The organism is Betaproteobacteria bacterium (assembly GCA_016194905.1).
In the GTDB taxonomy this organism is placed as follows: Bacteria; Pseudomonadota; Gammaproteobacteria; order Burkholderiales; family JACQAP01; genus JACQAP01.
Map to the genome: position 1 here is coordinate 82,113 of JACQAP010000020.1, position 15,923 is coordinate 98,035.

At 62.3% G+C, this 15,923-nt stretch carries 16 protein-coding genes; 10 read left to right on the forward strand and 6 right to left on the reverse strand.

Features of this window, described 5'->3' with window-relative positions:
* Nucleotides 1–134: 134 nt before the first annotated feature.
* Nucleotides 135–770, reverse strand: a complete 636-nt coding sequence (locus HY067_13845; protein MBI3529038.1) for a glutathione S-transferase family protein — start codon at nt 768–770, stop codon at nt 135–137.
* 94 nt (nt 771–864) lie between these two features.
* Here HY067_13845 and HY067_13850 point away from each other — a divergent pair, with 94 nt between their 5' ends.
* The gene (locus tag HY067_13850; GenBank protein ID MBI3529039.1) at nt 865–1,536 is read left to right on the forward strand and encodes a TetR/AcrR family transcriptional regulator; all 672 of its coding nucleotides are present in this window, start codon (nt 865–867) and stop codon (nt 1,534–1,536) included.
* 264 nt (nt 1,537–1,800) lie between these two features.
* Nucleotides 1,801–2,067, forward strand: coding sequence for a hypothetical protein (locus tag HY067_13855; protein ID MBI3529040.1), 267 nt, complete (start codon nt 1,801–1,803; stop codon nt 2,065–2,067).
* Between the two features lie 179 nt (nt 2,068–2,246).
* On the opposite strand, the gene HY067_13860 is transcribed toward HY067_13855, so the two are convergent.
* On the reverse strand, nt 2,247–2,879 hold the full coding sequence (locus HY067_13860) for an FABP family protein (GenBank protein MBI3529041.1): 633 nt from the start codon (nt 2,877–2,879) through the stop codon (nt 2,247–2,249).
* Nucleotides 2,880–3,174: 295 nt separating this feature from the next.
* Nucleotides 3,175–3,516, reverse strand: coding sequence for a hypothetical protein (locus HY067_13865; GenBank protein ID MBI3529042.1), 342 nt, complete (start codon nt 3,514–3,516; stop codon nt 3,175–3,177).
* Nucleotides 3,517–3,918: 402 nt separating this feature from the next.
* Between HY067_13865 and HY067_13870 the strand changes: the two genes are divergently transcribed.
* From HY067_13870 to HY067_13900, 7 genes are all read left to right on the forward strand, one after another.
* Nucleotides 3,919–4,776: a serine protein kinase RIO gene (locus HY067_13870; GenBank protein MBI3529043.1), complete on the forward strand. Its 858-nt coding sequence runs from the start codon at nt 3,919–3,921 to the stop codon at nt 4,774–4,776.
* Between the two features lie 212 nt (nt 4,777–4,988).
* A complete protein-coding gene (locus HY067_13875; protein ID MBI3529044.1) occupies nt 4,989–5,414 on the forward strand; it encodes an OsmC family protein in 426 nt (141 codons plus the stop codon).
* Nucleotides 5,415–5,654: 240 nt separating this feature from the next.
* On the forward strand, nt 5,655–7,349 hold the full coding sequence (locus HY067_13880; GenBank protein ID MBI3529045.1) for an FAD-dependent oxidoreductase: 1,695 nt from the start codon (nt 5,655–5,657) through the stop codon (nt 7,347–7,349).
* Between the two features lie 116 nt (nt 7,350–7,465).
* The gene (locus HY067_13885) at nt 7,466–8,899 is read left to right on the forward strand and encodes an amidase (protein ID MBI3529046.1); all 1,434 of its coding nucleotides are present in this window, start codon (nt 7,466–7,468) and stop codon (nt 8,897–8,899) included.
* Between the two features lie 116 nt (nt 8,900–9,015).
* A complete protein-coding gene (locus tag HY067_13890; GenBank protein ID MBI3529047.1) occupies nt 9,016–10,581 on the forward strand; it encodes an FAD-dependent oxidoreductase in 1,566 nt (521 codons plus the stop codon).
* A gap of 25 nt (nt 10,582–10,606) precedes the next feature.
* A complete protein-coding gene (locus tag HY067_13895; GenBank protein ID MBI3529048.1) occupies nt 10,607–11,515 on the forward strand; it encodes a hypothetical protein in 909 nt (302 codons plus the stop codon).
* Between the two features lie 11 nt (nt 11,516–11,526).
* Complete coding sequence (locus tag HY067_13900; GenBank protein ID MBI3529049.1) at nt 11,527–12,246, forward strand: SDR family NAD(P)-dependent oxidoreductase; 720 nt, start codon at nt 11,527–11,529, stop codon at nt 12,244–12,246.
* Between the two features lie 18 nt (nt 12,247–12,264).
* Here HY067_13900 and HY067_13905 read toward each other — a convergent pair whose 3' ends face one another.
* The 3 genes from HY067_13905 to HY067_13915 all read right to left on the reverse strand — a co-directional run bounded on the left by HY067_13905 (nt 12,265) and on the right by HY067_13915 (nt 14,117).
* A complete protein-coding gene (locus HY067_13905) occupies nt 12,265–13,494 on the reverse strand; it encodes a PLP-dependent aminotransferase family protein (GenBank protein ID MBI3529050.1) in 1,230 nt (409 codons plus the stop codon).
* Between the two features lie 180 nt (nt 13,495–13,674).
* On the reverse strand, nt 13,675–13,875 hold the full coding sequence (locus tag HY067_13910) for a SlyX family protein (GenBank protein MBI3529051.1): 201 nt from the start codon (nt 13,873–13,875) through the stop codon (nt 13,675–13,677).
* Nucleotides 13,876–13,880: 5 nt separating this feature from the next.
* Nucleotides 13,881–14,117: an RNA-binding S4 domain-containing protein gene (locus HY067_13915; GenBank protein ID MBI3529052.1), complete on the reverse strand. Its 237-nt coding sequence runs from the start codon at nt 14,115–14,117 to the stop codon at nt 13,881–13,883.
* A 150-nt stretch (nt 14,118–14,267) separates the two neighbouring features.
* Here HY067_13915 and HY067_13920 point away from each other — a divergent pair, with 150 nt between their 5' ends.
* Nucleotides 14,268–15,857, forward strand: coding sequence for a YdiU family protein (locus tag HY067_13920; GenBank protein ID MBI3529053.1), 1,590 nt, complete (start codon nt 14,268–14,270; stop codon nt 15,855–15,857).
* Nucleotides 15,858–15,923 lie beyond the last annotated feature (66 nt).

A 15,923-nucleotide genomic window follows, 5' to 3' on the forward strand; every position in this document is an offset into this window, starting at 1 on the left:
ACTTCTCTCTCCGCAATTCATACGGACCCTCTCCCTCCGGGAGAGGGTAGGGTGAGGGAGGCATAGCCCGGGTGAGGGCAAACAGCACGAGGATTTCCAGACTGTCATCTATTCTGTAAAGCTCAATAGCCACATCAGGACTTCGCGCGACTTTTCTGCTCTTCCTGGTACAACGCCCATTCCTCGCCGACCGCCTTCGCGACGCTTGGCCGCTTTAGCATCCGCTGGTGGTAGGCACTGACCGCGGGCCAGTCGGCCAGATTTACCCCGCTCGACGCCGCCCAGTTCAGCACGGTCGCCAGATACGCGTCGGCCACGCTAAAGCGATCGAGCAGGAACTCGTTTGCCGAGAGGTGGCGTTCCAGGACCCCAAGGCGCAGCGCGGCCTTTTCGCGCGCATAAACTTTCGCACCCTCGGGCGCCTTGGGGTCCAACAGTGGAACGAAGACGGCCTTCTGCAGTTCCGTTCCGATGAATCCGAGCCATTCCTGGAGTCGGGCGCGTTCCAGGCCCTCGGCTGGCGCGAGCTTCGCGGCGGGAAAGCGGTCGGCGACGTACTGCAGTACTGCTGCATTCTCGGTGAGTAGAACGCCATCGTCCGTGCGCAGCACGACCACCTGTCCCATCGGGGTGATGTCGAAGAAGTTCGATCCATCGGCGAGGCGCTTCGTCTTCATGTTGACGTAGGTGTATTGGGCTTCCGCGCCGGCTTCGTACAACGCAATTCGCGTGGCGAGCGAGCACGCGAGCGGGGCGAAGTACAGGTTCATCGTCAATTCCTCCACGGTTTGGTGTTTTTGTACTATATTGCACATAAATAACCCGCGTCAACGAGTTTTAGGCAGAATGGTACAAAAAGGCAAAATGGCACAACAAGAAGAGAAGAAGCGCCGCGGTCGGCCGCGCGCCTACGATACGGAGCAGGCGCTCGCGCAGGCGACGCGTGCGTTCTGGCGAACCGGCTTCTCGGGCACGTCGCTCGATGATCTGAGCGCGATGACCGGCATGAACCGGCCCAGTCTGTATGGTGCGTTCGGAGACAAGCGCGCCTTGTACCTGACGACGCTCGAGGGCTACATCGCGCGCGGGCGCAGGGGCATGGAAGAAGCCCTGGATTTCGACCGGCCGCTGCAAGAGGTGCTGATGCGCGTCTACGACGGGGCTCTGTCGCTTTACATGCCGGAGAAGGGAATGGCGCGCGGCTGTTTCCTGATCGGCACCGCCGCGACCGAGGCCGTGGGTGATGCGGAGATACGATCGAAGCTCGCGGAGGGCTTGCGCGAGTTCGACCGCGCATTGGAAGCGCGCCTGCGGCATGCCCAGGCACAAGGCGAACTGGATGCGGCGGCCGATCCGGCCGTACTCGCCAGGATCGCCTCCGCCGTTTTGCACACGCTCGCAATCCGCTCCCGCGCCGGCGATTCGCGCGCCTCGCTGAGAGCGACCGCGGACGCGGCGATGCAACTGATCTGCGGAACGAAGACTGTCGCGCGGAAAAAGCGCGTCGTGCGGAAGAAACGGCTCAAGCCTGCATAGCTGCCCGTTGCTTTGGGTTGTGCTGCTGAATTCGAAACCACTGCGGGTCAGGCTGTGCCCGCAATTCCCCCCACCGGACACACGGGTTCCGAACGTACAAAACTTCCGCAAGCGCATTCAATAAGCAATCTGCGGCAACGCCTATCTTGCAAGCCATGGACGGTGGAAGGAAGTTTCCAGTCCTCGGTGCCGCTGGACGCTGTTCAATGAAGCATCCTGCGACAATTTGCATCAAAAGCATTCGAAGAATGAAAGGATTTGAAAATGAAAGTTTCTTACCTGGCTCTTGCTGCGGCGTTTGCCGCGACGGCGACCGGCGCTTTTGCAGAAACTGGCGTGAAGATCACACAGATCGATAACGTGGCCAACGTCTACGGTCGCGCAGGCGTTCCGAACGTGAGAATCGCCGGCCCCGTTGTAACCCGTCCCGCTGAAGCAGTCCCCGCCGGGTCTACCATCGAACCCGGTCCCACCGCCGTTGCAATCGGCACCGGAAGTTCGAACGTCAACAACGTACTCGGCCGTTCGTAATCCCCGGGAAGTAGTTCGTGGCGTTTTAGTCCCGAACTTATTCACGGTTGCAATAAAGTCCAAGCGGGCCTTGAACTGTCGATACGACAAGTTCGAGGCCCGTTTCTTTTTTACCCGGCGCCATTCGAGCGGATGAAGCGCATGGGGTTCATCACCGAGGAGACCTCAGCGCGCAGGCGCTATTTCGCGGCGAGCGGATTTGGTGTGGGCGCGCCGATCCTGGTCAGCGTATTGCGATCCGTGTGGTGAAAAGGTTCGGTCTGGCCGCGGATCATCAGCACGGTGTCCTCGTCGTAGGACCAGGTGCCATCGGCGTTGATGTCGACTTTGATCCGGTATTCGACGGTCTTGAATGCATGCTCGAGAAACGGGTTCGAGCAGATGCCGTACGTTTCGGTTCCGCGGGTCGCGACCAGTTCGAAACTTTTCGCATCCGCACTGGCCTTGCCGACCGCCATCGCGATCTGGCCGCGCGGGATCGCGAGCGACTGGATCACCGTGCCGGTTGCCGGCTCCCACAGCCAGTATCCCACCTGGTCGTGGTACAGCTTGGTCAGACCGGGTTTCACTATATAGGTGTGGTAGCGCAGGCCATAGAACAACTGCGGCCCGTTGGTCACCGGATCGATCGGCTGGAGCTCGATCCGTTCGAAGAATGCCTGCTTTCTCGGGCCGTCAGCCTTGGGCTTGACGTCCAGGCCACGCTCCCCCATCCAGATTCCCGCCATGCCGGACAGGGGGCCGAGATTCTTCAGCGTATCGCCGTCCTGGTCGGCCGGCTCGGTGTAGATATCTTCCGGATAGGCGCTCATGCTTGTTCTCGTGAACGGATTGTCGAATATGGCGTCTTTATCGCAGCGGCGTTGCATGCTTGCGCAGACTCTCATGTCACATCTTGCCAGCCTTGCGCGGCGGGCGCCAAGTTCGCTCTTCGAGAGGTTGTTCCAGGATGATGGGAGGATAAGTGCTGGTTCCCGCACGCGCGGCCGCTCTTTCGCGCTCTCACGATGGTCGCCGGGCTGGCGGACGCCGTGAGTTATGTCAAGCCGGGACCTGTCTTCGTCGCCAGCGTAATCGGTGCCCGGTTTTCCGGGAACGAGCCGCCTTTTACGTTGCGCGTCGGCGTTGCGGCTGCAGCAAGGTGGCGATTGCCGCATCGACGCGGCCATTGGGCTGCACCTGCAGCCATGCGCTGATATCGATGACCAGGGGCCGAATCTCGTCGATCTTCAGTTCCGCGGCTCGGAGGGCCGATATGAGTTCACTGGCGACTACGCGGATATAACTCCCCTCGGGGGCCAGGCTTTGCGATACCAGCCCTATCGCCAGGAGATCGGAGCGATGACTTTCACGGAACCAGGGTTTGCCGATGGCTTCCAGCCCGACCAGCGCGGGAAGTTCTGTTTTGATGGGATTCTTGATCCCGAGGGGAAGAAGCCGCTTTTTCATCGATTGTGAAACGGCATAAAAACCGGTTTCTTGAGCCCGTAGATGAAGACCCGAAAATGAAACGCCCCGGTCGCTTTCGCGAACGGGGCGTTTTTACTGCCAGGCATTCCGGCCTAGTTGCCAGCCAGACTCCTGAACCCTGCGGTTGATCCAGTTCCAGAGTGCTGCCGACCGGTGCTGCCTTGGTTGTCTCTCACGGGATCACCTCCTTTCAAAGTTGCCAGACATTAGTGTATCAAAAGGAATGCGAACTTCAAGCGCCCGAAACCGGGCCAAGCCTGTACAGTTGCGGAAGTTGTGGACATCCCGTCGACCGCAGCATTCTGCAAGCCGGCCGGCGTTATTTCATTTGTAGGTCATCCGACACCTCGTTAAGCGCACAGGCAGCGTAGAAAGGCGCCCATCAAAACCCCGAAAAGAACCCGGCCGCCCGTCGATGAAGGCCTCGTCGACGAGGTCATCGGCCAGCTCATGAGCGACAAGGAAGCGGTGGTCTACGTCGTGCGCTGCGGGGAAGAGATTCGCTGCGCAAAGGTGTACAAGGAGGCCAACCAGCGCAGCTTCCGCCAGGCCGTTCAGTACACCCAAGGCCGCAAGGTCAAGAACAGCCGCCGTGCCCGTGCCATGGAGAAGGGCTCCCGCTACGGGCGAAAGGAGCAGGAGGAGGCTTGGCAGCACGCCGAAGTCGACGCCTTGCGCCGTCTCGCGGCTGCCGGCGTGCGCGTTCCGCAGCCGTATAATTTTCTGGATGGCGTGCTGCTGATGGAGCTGGTGAAAGACGACAACGGCCATGCCGCGCCGAGGCTCAACGATCTTGCGCTGACACCGGAGCAGGCCCGCGAATATCATCACACGCTGATCATGCAGGTCGTACGCATGCTCTGCGCCGGCGTCGTCCACGGTGATCTGTCCGAATACAACGTGCTCGTCGGCAGCGACGGGCCGGTCGTCATCGATCTGCCGCAGGCCGTCGACGCCGCGGGCAACAACGGCGCCGAGGCCATGCTGGAGCGGGACGTCGACAACCTGACCGCTTACTTCGGCCGCTTCGCTCCGGAACTTCGAACCACCGACTACGGCAAGGAAATCTGGTCGATCTACGAAAGCGGCGCGCTTCAGCCCGATGTCGCGCTGACCGGTTGCTTTGTGCGCAGTGAAGATCCCGTCGGCGTAAACAGCGTCATTCGCGAAATCGACGATGTGGTGAAGGAAGGAGCGGCACGTCAACGCCACAGGCAGGCGCTGGAGTTCGAGAAGTAGGCGGAGATCCGGTTTTGCCCGCTTCCTGGACAAACCATACCATTGACGATCTGCGCCGTGGCCTGGTGCCTCTCGAAAGAGGAAACGTCCAAAAATGCGGAAGCATTGTCCAGCACCTCAACACCGTGCGGCCCATGGCCGGGGAACTTCAAGCCCATGACAGAATCTTCTATCAGAGTCGGTTCGACTCTTACCAACCTAAAGGAGCAATCATGGTCAGGAAGGCATGGGCAGTGTGGAAGGGCGGTATCAAGGAAGGTGGTGGCACGATTTCCACCGAGACCGGCGTGCTCAGGGAAGCGCCTTATGGTTTCAAATCGCGCTTCGAAGGCGGCAAAGGCACCAATCCGGAAGAACTGATCGGCGCCGCGCATGCGGGCTGCTTTTCGATGGCGTTTTCCCTGATGCTGGGCACGGCGGGCCTGACCCCGGAGAAAATCGAGACGCATGCCGACGTCACGCTCGACAAGATCGGCGACGGCTTCGAGATCACCGCGAGCCACCTGACCGTAACGGCGAAAATTCCCGGCGCGAGCGCAGCGCAGTTCCAGGAAATCGCGGCCAAGGCCAAGGCCGGCTGCCCGGTGTCGAAGTTGTTGAAGGCCAAGATCACGATGGATGCGAAGCTGGAAAGCTGAACCGCTTGCAGTCCGGGGTGCTCCTCGCCTCGGGTCCAGATTCGCAGGGCTCGACTGTCGGCTACGCGTCAGCCGGAATCGGTAAGTCGGAATCATACGCTTCATTCGCCGCGGTTCTTCGCGGCGAATGAAAACTGGAGTGGTGCTACATTGGCAATGCCGGCGAGATGATTGGCGAGAATCGCAGTTTCGTCACCCCCCGTTTCCAACAACCCGTGTCACCGATGCAGGAGCCGCACGATGGCGAACGATCTTCTCGAAAAGCGTCGCGAACAGATGTTTCCCAAGCTCACGTCACGGCAGATCGAACGCCTGGAAACGCATGGTCAACGCATCGAGACGCGCGAAGGTGACGTGCTGATCGAACCGGAGGACCGCGAGCACAAGCTCTTGGTTGTCCTGTCCGGCAGCCTCGAGGTTCTCCTTCCCGGGATGCTCGGCGAGCAATTGGTAACGCTGCTGATGCCGGGTGATTTTTCCGGCGAGATGAGCACGCTGCGCGGCGTCGCCGGTTTCACGCGTATCCGCGTTCGCGAAAGCGGAGCGGTGCTGGCGATCAGCGAAGAGAATCTGCGCAACGTCGTGCAGACGGACGCCGAGCTGAGCGAGATCTTCATGCGCGCCTTCATTCTGCGCCGCATGGGATTGCTGGCATCCGGGCAAAGCGAGGTGGTGCTGCTCGGGTCGCGCCATTCGGCGGGCACGCTCCGGGTCAGGGAATTCCTGACGCGTAACTCCTTTCCCTACGTGAATATCGACATCGACAGCGATCCCGGCGTGGAGGCCTTGCTCGAGCGTTTCCATCTCACCGTGGAGGATATTCCCGTCGTCATCGGCCGCGGCGGACGGGTGTTAAAGAATCCCAGCCTTCACGAGGTTGCCGAATATCTGGAGATGAATCCCACGATCGACGATACGACGATTCATGATCTGGTCGTGGTCGGCGCCGGCCCGGCAGGACTGGCGGCCGCTGTTTATGCGGCTTCGGAGGGACTGGATGTACTCGTCGTGGAAACGACTGCGCCCGGCGGGCAAGCCGGATCGAGTTCGAAAATCGAGAACTACCTGGGTTTCCCCACCGGGATTTCCGGCCAGGCGCTGGCCGGTCGCGCGCTGGTGCAATCGCAAAAATTCGGCGCCCACGTGAACGTTGCCTGCCAGGCAAAGCAGCTCTACTGCGAGCGCCGGCCTTACCAGCTCGAGTTGTCGGATGGGCGGGTTTTGCTCGCTAGCGCTATCGTCATCGCAACCGGCGCGAAGTACCGCGAGTTGAAGATCGAAAACCTGCAGCGATTCATCGGTACGGGCGTCTACTATGCCGCCACCCACCTGGAAGCGAGGCTCTGCGACGGCGAGGAAATCGTCATCGTGGGTGGAGGCAACTCCGCGGGGCAGGCCGCGGTGTTCCTGGCCAGCAGTTGCCGCCACGTCCATATTCTGGTTCGCTCCGATGGTCTGGCCGAAAGCATGTCCCGCTACCTGATCCGGCGCATCGAAGAAAATCCGAACATCACCTTGCACGTGCGCACGGAGATCGTGGCGCTCGAGGGAGCGGACCGGCTCGAGAGAGTCGGCTGGCGCAGCGCTTCGAGCGACAACGTGGAAATGCGCGAGATCGGTCACGTCTTTCTCATGACAGGCGCCGTGCCTAACACCGACTGGATGCAAGGCTGCGTGAGTCTCGACGACAAGGGCTTCGTACGCACGGGAGCCGACCTGCATGCCGAGGATCTGACGGCCGCGCAATGGCCGCTGCCGCGATCACCTTACCTGATGGAGACGACTCTGCCGGCCGTGTTCGCCGTGGGCGACGTGCGCTCCGGCAGCGTCAAGCGCATTGCTTCCGCGGTCGGCGAGGGATCGATCTGCATTCAGTTCGTGCATCGCGCGCTGAGCGAATTATCCGTTCCTTCCCGGCAACGATCCGCAGCCTGAAAGCAATGCCGCGAATGCCTGCGGCGGGAGAATTAGAGTGCCAGCAACTGCTTTTCTCCCGGCACTCAGCACTCACTCCCATTTTGATAAAGTCCGTCTTTCCGGGAGGAAACGCGATGAGCGGATTCGCCGAGTACGAACAATACGACGCGCTGGGACTGGCCGATCTGGTTCGGTGCAAGGAAGTGACGCCGGACGAACTCCTCGAGGCCGCGATCGGGCGCGTCGAGGCGCGCAATCCGGCGGTCAACGCCGTGACCATGAAGCTCTACGACTACGGCAGGAAAGCGATCGCCGACGGGCTTCCCGACGGGCCGTTCCGCGGCGTGCCCTTCCTCATGAAGGATCTCACCTCGCCGGTCGCGGGTGTGCGCATGACGCGAGGCTCCCGGTTCTTTGTCGATACGCCGCCGTCCCCGGCAGACAGCGAACATGTGAAGCGGCTGAAGCGCGCAGGGCTCGTCATCTTCGGACGAACCAACACCTGCGAGCTCGGGCTTTCGCTGACATGCGAACCGCAGCTCCATGGCCCGACTCGCAATCCGTGGAACGTCGCGTACATCTCGGGAGGTTCGAGCGGCGGCGCCGCTGCGGCTGTCGCGTCGCGCATGCTGCCGATGGCGCATGCTTCCGACGGGTTCGGCTCGATCCGCGCGCCCGCAGCGTGTTGCGGACTGGTCGGATTGAAGCCGACGCGCAGCCGCAACACGTTTGCACCGTTTTCCGGCGAGGGCCTCGGCGGCGTGTCGACCGAGCACGCCGTGACGCTCAGCATCCGCGACAGCGCCGCGTTGCTCGACGCGACGCGCGGAGCAGGGCCGGGAGATCCGTACGTCGCGCCGCTGCCCGCGGGCTCCTATCTGAAGGAAGCCGGCACGAATCCGGGCAAACTGAAAATCGCGTGGACCGCCGCGGCGCCGAACGGTGCTAAAGTCGATCCGGAATGCCTGCGACTGCTCGCCAAGACAGTGAAGCTCTGCGCCGATCTCGGCCATCACGTCGAGGAGCGTGATCCCGAGATCGATCGGGCGGCGGTCGTGCCGACCTTTCTTACGCTCGCATCGGCGAATACCGTCGTGAACCTCGCCGGCCATCCGACGGCCGGCCGGCCGGCGCGCGAGGGCGAAGTGGAGCGTATCACCTGGCTGACCGCGAAAATGGGAGAGAACATCAGCGCACCGGATTACGTTCGCGCCACGCAAACGGCGCATCGCCTCGGACGTCAGATGGCCGCGTTCCATGCGGATTGGGATGTGCTGCTGACGCCGGGGCTGAGTTCGCCCGCCGCGAAGCTCGGCTGGCTCGACATGATGATGAACGACGTGAACGAGTACTGGCACCGTGTATTCACCTTCTCGCCGTTCACGGTGTGGTTCAACCTTACGGGCCAGCCCGGACTCATGCTGCCACTCGATCAGAGTGCGGGCGGGTTGCCGCTGGCGGTCCAGCTCGTCGGGCGTTTCGGCGACGAGGCGACATTGATTCGCCTCGGTGCCCAGCTCGAAGCGGCACGCCCCTGGTTCGACCGCAAGCCCGCGCTCGCGGCGTGAGTGTCGTGCGCCCGGCGCCGGAGGCGCCGATGCCGGATAGGGTCGCGACAGAGTTGCCCGAGCGCGGTATCTTGCTCGCAGCGGTTCTCATGCAATGATCTCGCTGGGAGGACTTCATGGCGGACGTGGAAGACACTTCAAAACCGGATCTGAAAAACGGCGTTTCGCTCGACAGTCTCGTGGATGGTGGGATGGTTGTCGGGCGCGTCGATGAAGAAGACGTGATCCTGGCGCGGCGAGGCGACGAATTTTTCGCGGTGGGTGCGCACTGCACGCATTACCACGCGCCGCTCGCGGACGGCCTGATCGCCGGCGACACGCTGCGTTGTCCATGGCATCACGCCTGTTTCAGCCTGCGCACCGGCGAGGCGCTGCGTGCGCCTGCGCTGGATCCGATCGCCTGCTGGCGGGTCGAGCGGGTGGGCAATACGGCCTTCGTCCGGGAGAAAATCGCCGAGCCGGGCCCGGGTAACGCGCGGCCACATACGAATTCGGGCGGCACCCCGGCCCCGGTCGTCATTGTCGGGGGTGGTGCCGCCGGATTGGCCGCCGCGGACATGCTTCGTCGCGAAGGCTACGAGGGGGGTGTGACCCTGATCAGCGCGGACGACTCGCCGCCTTGCGACCGGCCGAATCTGTCCAAGGACTATCTCGCGGGCACGGCGCAAGAGGATTGGATTCCACTGCGACCGCCGGAGTATTACACCGAGCGGCGCATCGACCTCGTGCTCAATTCGCGTGTGTCATCGCTCGACTTGAAACTGAAACGCGTGCAACTCGAGAACGGCAAGACCTACGGATTTGGGGCCTTGCTGATCACGACCGGCGCCGACCCGGTGCGATTGCCGATCCCCGGCGCGGCGGATTCCCAGGTCCATTATCTGCGCACATTCGCAGATGCCCGGGCGATTGTCGCCAGGGCCGCAAACGCGAAGCGCATGGTCGTCGTTGGCGCAAGTTTCATCGGTCTCGAAGTCGCCGCCTCGCTGCGCGCACGCGAGATCGAAGTGCATGTCGTCGCGCCTGATAAGATGCCCCTGGAACGCGTCATGGGACCGGAGGTGGGCGGCTTCATCCGCAAGTTGCACGAGGCTCACGGGGTGGTCTTTCATCTGGGACAGACCGTCAGCCGCGTGGACGGACGCCGGGCAACGTTGAGCGATGCGACTGTGCTCGATGCGGATTTCATCGTCCTCGGCGTGGGCGTGCGGCCCTCGATCGCCCTGGGCGAGCAAGCCGGCCTGGCCATCGACCGTGGCATTGTGGTCAACGAATATCTCGAAACCAGCGCGTCGGGGGTATTCGCCGCCGGCGACATTGCACGGTGGCCCGATCCGCATTCCGGCGATCGCATTCGCGTCGAGCATTGGGTGGTGGCCGAACGCCAGGGCCAGGTGGCGGCAAAGAATATACTCGGCCAACGCGTGCGCTTCGACGCAGTGCCGTTTTTCTGGAGCCAGCACTACGATCTCGCCATCAACTATGTCGGCCACGCGGAAAACTGGGATGCCGTCGAGATCGATGGTTCGCTCGACGCAAAAGATTGCGCCGTGACTTACAAGCGCGGCAATCGCACGCTCGCTGTGGCGACGATCTACCGCGACCTTCACAGTCTGCAGGCCGAACTGGCGATGGAGCAGAAGGCATCGGAAAAGCCGGACAGCCAAGGCGGGTATAAATGAACCTCATAACAACGAAAGGTCACGAATGGCTATGATCTCCGTGACGGACAAGGCATGGCCGGCATTGCCGCTCGACGCATGGCGAGATACGTACGCGACGCTGCACATGTGGACGCAGATCGTGGGCAAACTCTGTCTCGCTCTCACGCCGCGCACCAATCATTTCTGGAATGTCGCGTTTCAGGTCACGTCGCGCGGGCTCGCGACACCGTCGCTGACGGCGGGCGACCACTCGCTGACGATCACCTTCGACTTCGTCAGCCATGAACTCGTCTTTCAGTGTTCGGACGGCCGCACGGAAACGATTGCGCTCGAGCCGCGCACGGTGGCCGACTTCTACCGCCTGGTGATGGAGACGCTGGGCCGGATGGGTCTCGACGCGAGGATCTGGACGATGCCGGTCGAAATTCCGGATCCGATCCGCTTCGAAGCGGACACGATGCACCGGTCGTACGACCGGGCGTATGCAAGCGCCTTCTGGCGAGCCCTGGTCGCGATGAAACCGGTGTTCGAGCGTTTCCGCTGCGACTTTGTCGGAAAATGCAGCCCGGTACATTTTTTCTGGGGAAGCTTCGATCTCGCCGTGACGCGTTTCTCCGGCCAACGGGCGCCGCAGCGCGCCGGCGCCGACTCGATCACTGCTGAAGCATATTCGCACGAAGTCATCAGTCACGGCTTCTGGCCGGGCAGCGGTGCGATTCAGCAACCGGCGTTCTACGCCTATGCGGCACCCGAACCCGAGGGCTTCAAGGACGCTCCGGTCCGTCCGGCGGCTGCGTTTTACAGCAAAGACCTTTCCGAGTTCATGCTGCCGTATGAAGCAGTACGGACCGCGGCATCGCCCGAAAAGGAACTCGCCGCATTTCTCGAGAGTACATACGACCTGGCGGCTGCTCTCGCAGAATGGAACCGCGCCGACCTTGAACGAAAGTGAGAAACGACGAAATGAGTGAGAGATTCTCGGGCAAGGTGGCACTGGTGGCCGGCGGTACCGGCGGATTGGGACGCGCGGTGAGCCTGGCGTTCCTGCAGGAAGGCGCCAAGGTGACGGTCACCTATCGCAAACTAGAAGAATTCGACGCCTTGAAACAAGCAGCGGGCGCGAAGGGCTCACGGCTGGTGGGCCACGCTACCGATGTCACCGACGAAACTTCAGTGAACCAGCTCGTCGGGAAGATTCTCGCGGAACACGGGAAGCTGGACGCTTTGGTGAATACAGTCGGCGGTTACGCCGGCGGTGTACCACTGTGGGATTTGCAGACCAAGGTCCTCGATCAGATGCTGGCGCTGAATCTGCGCCCGGGTTACGCGTTGTCGCGTGCAGTGGTACCGGCGATGCTGAAACAGGGACGCGGGGCGATCGTGAACATTGCCGCCAAGGCGGCACTCGATCACCCTGCCGGCGTGGCCGCGTACGCTGCTTCAAAAGCCGCGGCGTTGGCGCTGCTGGATTCCCTGGCCGCGGATCTGAAGGGTAGCGGGGTGCGGGTGAACTCGATTCTTCCCAGCATCATCGATACGGAGGTCAACCGGAAGGCAATGCCCAAGGCGGACTTTGCGATCTGGCCGAAGCCCGAGGACATCGCGCGCGTCATCCTGTTCCTGTGCAGCGACGATGCCAAAGTCATTCATGGGGCGGCCATTCCGGTTTATGGGGATAGCTGAAGCTTCAACTTCCCGCGACTATCTGTGTGCCTTCGCGCTGCGGGCCGGGACAGCGAACTCGCGATGACATACCTCGGCGAGCCTGGCGACGCCCTCACGGATGCCCTGCTCCGAGGGATGGGCGAAGCAAAGGCGCAGCCGGGTCTGTCCCGCGCCGGCATCGATCATCCATTCGGCACCGGGGTTGATCGCCACGCCCGACTGCAGCGCCAGTTGCGTCAGGCGAGTCGTGTCGACGCCATCCGGTAACGTCACCCAGAGGAAAATGCCGCCCGCCGGATCGTCGAACTTGGCTGCCGCCCCGAACTGTGTGCGAAGCGCCTCGATCATCACATCAAGCTTGCGGCGCAGGGTTTTCCTCAGCGCCCGCACGTGAGACTCGAAATGGTCTTGACAGTATTCCGCGAGGATCATCTGCTCGAGGGCACCCGACCCGCCATCGCTCTTGATACCGAGAATGCGGCTCATCAGCGGCCAGCCGGTGACGAGATAACCGATCCGCAGCGCCGGCGCGATCGACTTCGAGAACGAGCCGATGTGGATGACGCGGTCGTCGCTCACCATGCCGCGCAGCGCTCGCGGACGCGTGCCTTCCCACACCAGATCCGCGTAACACTCGTCTTCGAAGACCGGCGCGCCGTAATCCACGGAGAGCCCGAGTATCTCGGTCCGCCGTGCCTCGCTCATCACGGTGGCGGTCGGGTTTTGCACCGTCGGGATCGTGTAGATGTACTTCGGCCTGATGCCGCGGCGCTTGAGATCATCGAGCGCCGTCTTCAGCCCGTCACTGCTCAGGCCGTCGTGATCGACCTCGACACCGACGATATTCACGCCCAGGCGCTTCAACCGCGTAATGGCACCGCCATAAGTCATTTGCTCGACGATGACCGTGTCGCCCGGCGACAGCAGCACCTGATTGACGAGATCGAGGCCTTGCAACGAGCCCGACGTAATCAGGATCTCGTCGGGCGAACAGGCGATGCCGGCATCGTTGGCGAGCTTGCGGGCGATGAATTCGCGCAACGGGCGATAACCGAGAGGGCCGCTCTGGAGTCCATACGTGGACAGGGTCCTGCCCTCGCGTTTCAGCACCGTGGTTGCGGCCGCGATCAGGCCCTCGACCGGGACGCTGTCGGCATCGTTGTGGCCGCCGACGAAATTGTATTTCGGAAAGTCGGTCCACCTGGCGGTGGCCGGCGGCAGATCGGGGCGAAGCAGTTCAGCGTAGTCGAATAGCTCGGCAGCCATGGGCTTTCCTTATCGGCGCGCATCGGACAGGCTGCGCGCGGGATGGCATCCTTTCAAAACGTCGGTGCATATCGTATGGTATTCGTGAAAGGAGTTCTGGTGGGCGGGGCCGCAGTGGCTGATGGACAGCGGGGAATTCCCGCGCATGTTGGCCCGCTAGCCGGAGAAGACCCGCCGGCGCTAGGTGTGCGGCGGCGTTTCGTCGCGCAGATTGCGGGGCTCCGCCGGGAGCGCGGTCCGCACCTGCTCGCGCAAGGTGCGCAGTTCCATCTGGAGTTGGTCGATCTGTTGTTGCTGGCGATAAATGGTTTGGTTCAGCGCTTCCAGCAATTCCTCGGAAAAACTCAGCTTTGCTTCAATTTCCGCGAGGCGGGATTCCATATTCTTTACTCCTGGCGCGGGCTTCGCTTTGTCGTTACGAATACTTTGACGCCGCGGCACTCCACCGTCTGCCCGGCGTGAATCTTTGCGGTCTTGCGGCTTTCCGGCCGGCCGTCCACCGTGACCTTACCTTCGGCGACCATGTGCTTGCCCTGCCCGCCGCTATCGGCAATGCCCGCCAGCTTGAGCAGATCGCACAGCCGGACATGCTCGTCTTTCAACTGAATCTGGATGGTTTCCATAGTGTCCCGATGGGTTTTATTCGACTCTAGCTCAATCAGCCCGGCCCGCGAAGGGGGATGGGTGTCCTGCGCATGCATTGCGGTGTTCTGGACTTACAATACCGGAATCCATTGCCGATCTGATCGGTCCAACTTTCCGAGTATCGCCTGATGCAATCCCTCAGCTTCGACAATGCGTTCGTGCGCGAACTGCCTGCGGACCCGACGACCGGGCCGGGACGGCGACAGGTGCACGGGGCATTGTATTCGCGCGTGGAACCCACGCCGGTGGCCGCGCCACGACTGATTGCGTATTCGCACGAGGTGGCCGCGATGCTGGACATCGATCCGGCCGATATCGAATCGCCGGCCTTTGCGCAGGTATTCGGCGGCAACGCATTGCTCGATGGCATGCAACCGTATGCTGCCAACTATGGCGGACATCAGTTCGGCAACTGGGCAGGCCAGCTCGGCGACGGCCGCGCCATCACGCTGGGCGAAACGATCAATGCGAAAGGCGAACGCTGGGAGCTGCAGTTGAAGGGCGCGGGTCCGACGCCGTATTCGCGCACGGCCGACGGCCGCGCCGTGCTGCGCTCGTCGATACGCGAATTCCTGTGCAGCGAGGCAATGCATCACCTCGGCGTGCCGACGACGCGTGCCTTGAGCCTGGTGGCGACCGGCGAACCGGTCGTGCGGGACATGTTCTACGACGGCCATCCCCGGTCCGAAGCGGGCGCGATCGTGTGCCGGGTGGCGCCGTCGTTCATTCGTTTCGGCAACTTCGAACTGCCGACGTCGCGCGACGACGTCGACCTCCTGAACAAGCTGATCGCCTTTACGATCCGACGCGATTTCCCGGAGTTGATTTCCGACAGGAGCGGTCGCGGGCAGGCCGGGCAACCGGGCGAGCAGGTGCGCGCGGAGTGGTTCACACAGGTCTGCGAGCGTACCGCCCGCATGGTTGCGCACTGGATGCGGGTCGGTTTCGTGCACGGCGTGATGAACACCGACAACATGTCGATCCTCGGCCTGACCATCGACTACGGCCCGTATGGCTGGATCGATGATTTCGATTTCGACTGGACACCGAATACGACCGACGCGCACGGGCGCCGCTACCGCTTCGGCCAGCAGGCGCAGATCGCGTACTGGAATCTGGGGCAGCTCGCCAACGCACTGGTGCCGGCCTATGCCTCCGTCGACCCGCTGCACGCCGGTCTGCAGCGTTATGTGGACGTTTTTACTGCGACAGATCGCGGCAACATTGCAGCAAAACTCGGCCTGGCCGAATGTCTGGATGAAGACGAGGAACTCATGCAGGCACTGCAGGCGTTGCTGCAGGAAGCGGAGGTCGACATGACTTTGTTCTTCCGCGCGCTGAGCGACATCGATTTCAATTCGCCGAACCTTGCGCCGTTCAGCCATGCCTTCTATGACGAGGCGAAGCAGCGGCGAGCCGAGCCGGGATTCGACGACTGGCTGCTGCGCTACGCCGCGCGTGTGCGGCGCGACGGGATGCTGGCCGTGGAACGCCGTTCGCGCATGCATGCCGCCAATCCGCGCTACGTTCTGCGCAATTATCTGGCGCAGCAGGCGATCGACCGTGCCGAACAGGGCGACGATGCGGGGATCCACGAACTACTCGACGTGTTGCGTCGTCCCTACGAGGATCAGCCCGGCCGCGAGCAGTTTGCGCAGCGCCGGCCCGATTGGGCGCGTAACCGGGCAGGGTGCTCGATGTTGTCCTGCAGCTCGTGAAGAGTCGAGGATCGAGCCGGCGCGTTTTTTCTTTACAAACCCGTGACCCTAAATCGATACTGGGGC